The sequence below is a fragment of the Promicromonospora kroppenstedtii DSM 19349 genome, from assembly GCF_000515355.1.
GTDB classification, from domain to species: Bacteria; Actinomycetota; Actinomycetes; order Actinomycetales; family Cellulomonadaceae; genus Promicromonospora; species Promicromonospora kroppenstedtii.
Genome location: NZ_KI911740.1, coordinates 4,583 through 7,683, shown reverse-complemented (window position 1 = coordinate 7,683; position 3,101 = coordinate 4,583). Strand labels below are relative to the sequence as shown.

Below are 3,101 nucleotides of genomic sequence, written 5' to 3'. Positions count from 1 at the left end.
CGGCCCGACGACGGCGCTCGCCGAGCTGGCCGCACGTACGCCCGGCGGGCCGCGGGTGTTCGTCAGTGCCTCCGCGATCGGCTTCTACGGCCCCGACCGCGGCGACGAGGTGCTGGCCGAGACCAGCGCCCGCGGCGACGGTTTCCTCGCCGACGTCGTGCACGACTGGGAGCAGGCCACCATGGCCGCCGCCGAGGCGGGCGTGCGCGTGGTCAACGTGCGCACCGGACTGGTGCAGTCACCGCGCGGCGGCACGCTGCGGCTGTTCCACCCGCTGTTCGCCGCCGGGCTGGGCGGCCGCCTGGGCGACGGGCAGATGTGGCAGTCCTGGATCGGCATCGACGACCTCGTCGACGTCTACCACCGCGCGCTGTACGACGAGCGCCTGACCGGGCCGGTCAACGCCGTCGCCCCCGCCCCGGTGCGCAACACCGCCTACACCGCCACGCTCGCGGCGGTGCTGCGCCGCCCGGCCCTGCTGCCCGTGCCGGCGCTGGGGCCGAAGCTGCTGCTGGGAGACGAGGGGGCGACCGAGCTGGCACAAGCCAGCCAGCGCGTCTCCCCCGAGGCGCTGCTCGACCTGGGCCACCGGTTCCGGCACCCCACCCTGGAACCGGCGCTGCGTCACCTGCTCGGCAAGGACCCGCGGCCCCGGGCCTGACCCTCCGGCGCCAGGGCGCGCGCGTCAACGAGCTGGTAGGGGGCGGCCTTGCCCGACAGGCCCCGCCGACCGCGGGTGAACAGCACAGCCAGCACTAGCACGGTCGCAACCGTCGTCGCCAGCCCCTGCGCGGGGTCGAACCTGTCGGCCAGCGCCTGGAGCAGACCCCACAGCGCGCCCCCGGCCAGCCCACGCCGCAGCCGGGCCGACGGCGCCAGGCGCGTACCGCCGTCGGGCGGCACCACCGCGAGCCAGACCGTGCGCTGCCCCAGCGACTCCCCCGCACCCGTGACCAGCGGCAGCACGAAGACCAACACCCACGCCAGCACGCTCGTGGCCAGCCACACGGCCAGGGAGTCCGCCGGAGCGCGGCCGGTCACGAGGTAGTAGCCCAGGCCCAGGGTCAGGGCGAGCACCCCGCCCAGGACGGTGTAGGCGAGGTAGTCCACGACCATGCCGAACAGGCGGCGCCACAGCGTCAGGGGCCGCGGCGTACCCCGGCCCGCCGCCAGCGTCCGCGCGCGCGGCATCCAGCGCAGCACCCACGGCGCGATCACCGCGCCGAGCACCCCGCCCAGGGTGTTGGTGAGCAGGTCGTCGACGTCGGCCAACCGGTACGAGCACGGGATCAGGCCGAAGATGCCGGTGAGCTGCGTGACCTCGATCAGCAGCGACGCCCCGAGCGCCGACGCCGCGGACGCGAGCAGCCCCCAGCCCAGGTAGCGCCGCACCAGCACGCCCCACGGCACGAACAGCACCACGTTGAACACGCCCTGCAGCACAGAGATGTCGCGCACCGCGGCGCCCGGGGACAGGCCGGCGGTTCGCTCGCGGATGTCGGCGACGATCTGCAGGGGGCGCAGCTGCGCGCCGTCGTACCCGTAGCTCGCGCACCAGGCCGCCAGGTCGCCCGACGGCAGCGGGAGCAGCGTGTACGCCACGAGGGCCGTGCCGTAGACGGCGAGCGCCGCCGCACCGAGCAGGCGGGCCGGGCTGGTGGTGCCGTACCGGCGTACCTGGACCAGGAGGATCGGGATGAGCAGGGCCACGAAGAGGGCAGTTCCGACCAGCACGCCTATCCGGGCGGGCCAGGTCCACACGTCGGTCACCCGGAAACGCTATGCGCCGGGTGAAATCCGCGCGCGCCGGGGGCCCGTACGCAGGGCACTTGCCCGGCGCGCGCTCCGTCCCGTACTTTGTCCGTACTTTCTTGTCCTGACAATTGCGACCACCGCCGGACGCGCACAACGAGAGGTTCCGCCATGGATGCCGGACTGACACCGAGATCGACCGTGCCCCTCTACGACTGGATGAACAAGATCCCGGGTGGGCTGATGCTCGTGCCGCTGATCCTGGGCTCGGTCGTCGGGACGTTCTTCCCCGGCTTCCTCGAGCTGGGCTCGTTCACCACCGCCCTGTTCAAGGACTCGGCGCTGCCGCTCATCGCCGTCCTGATCTTCGCCACAGGGATGCAGATCACGGCGCGCACGTCGGGGCCGGTGCTCGCCGCCACAGGGACGCTGCTGCTCACGAAGTCCCTGATCCCCGCCGCACTCGTCGCGCTGGCCGGCGCCGTCTTCGGGATCGAGGGCTTCCTCGGGGTCTCGATCCTGGCCCTCATGGCGACCATCGACAACAGCAACGGCGGCCTGTGGCTCGCCTTCACGGGCCGGTACGGCGACGAGCGGGACCGCGGCGCCTACATGGCGTCCGCCATCAACGACGGCCCGTTCATCTCGATGCTGTTCCTCGGCGCGTCCGGCCTGGCCGACATCCCCCTGACGGCATTCCTCGCGGCGCTCGTCCCGCTCGTGCTGGGCTTCGTCGTCGGCAACCTCGACCCGCGCTGGACCGAGATCATGCGCCCGGTGCCGAACATCGTCATCCCGTTCTTCGCGTTCGCCCTCGGCACCGGGATCGACCTCCGCGACGTCGTGACCGGCGGTGCCTCCGGCATCCTGGTCGGCGTCGTCGCCGTCCTGCTGACCGCGACCCTGACCTACTCGGGCTACCGGTTCATCCTGCGGCGCGGCATCAAGTCCGGCATCGCGATCTCCGCCGCCACGACGGCCGGCAACGCCGTCGCGACGCCCGCGATCATCGCCGGGGTGGACCCCACGTTCGAGCCGTACGTCGCGGTCGCCACCGCGCAGGTCGCCTCGGCCGTCCTGGTCAGCGCCGTCCTGGCTCCGCTCCTGGCCACGTTCGTGCTCAAGCGGCAGGGCGGGCTGGCTCCTTCGGACGACGCCACCGACGTGGGTTCGCCCACCGAGGCCCCGGCCGGCGAGGGGCGCGGCACCGCATGAGCGAGCACACCGTCGGCGTCGTCGCGGACGACCTCACCGGAGCCGGGGACTGCGTGGTGCAGTTCGCCCGCGCCGGCTGGACCAGCCACCTGGCCCTCGGCCGGGCACTGCCCTCCGGCGAGCGCGCCGCGGTC

The 3,101-nt window shown here is 73.4% G+C and carries 3 protein-coding genes; 2 read left to right on the top strand and 1 reads right to left on the bottom strand.

Going from position 1 to position 3,101, the window contains the following annotated elements; genetic code table 11:
• Positions 1 to 661 (top strand): epimerase (locus PROKR_RS35925; protein WP_036967781.1); only part of this gene is annotated, 661 nt, incomplete at its 5' end.
• On the opposite strand, the gene PROKR_RS22445 is transcribed toward PROKR_RS35925, so the two are convergent.
• Entirely contained in the window at positions 625 to 1,770 is a 1,146-nt protein-coding gene (locus tag PROKR_RS22445) for a VanZ family protein (RefSeq protein WP_084800607.1), read from the bottom strand. The genes PROKR_RS35925 and PROKR_RS22445 overlap by 37 nt on opposite strands.
• Positions 1,771 to 1,923: 153 nt before the next feature.
• On the opposite strand from PROKR_RS22445, the gene PROKR_RS22440 reads away from it, so the two are divergent.
• Positions 1,924 to 2,967, top strand: coding sequence for a 2-keto-3-deoxygluconate permease (locus PROKR_RS22440; protein WP_036967779.1), 1,044 nt, complete (start codon positions 1,924 to 1,926; stop codon positions 2,965 to 2,967).
• The last annotated feature ends 134 nt before the right edge of the window (positions 2,968 to 3,101 follow it).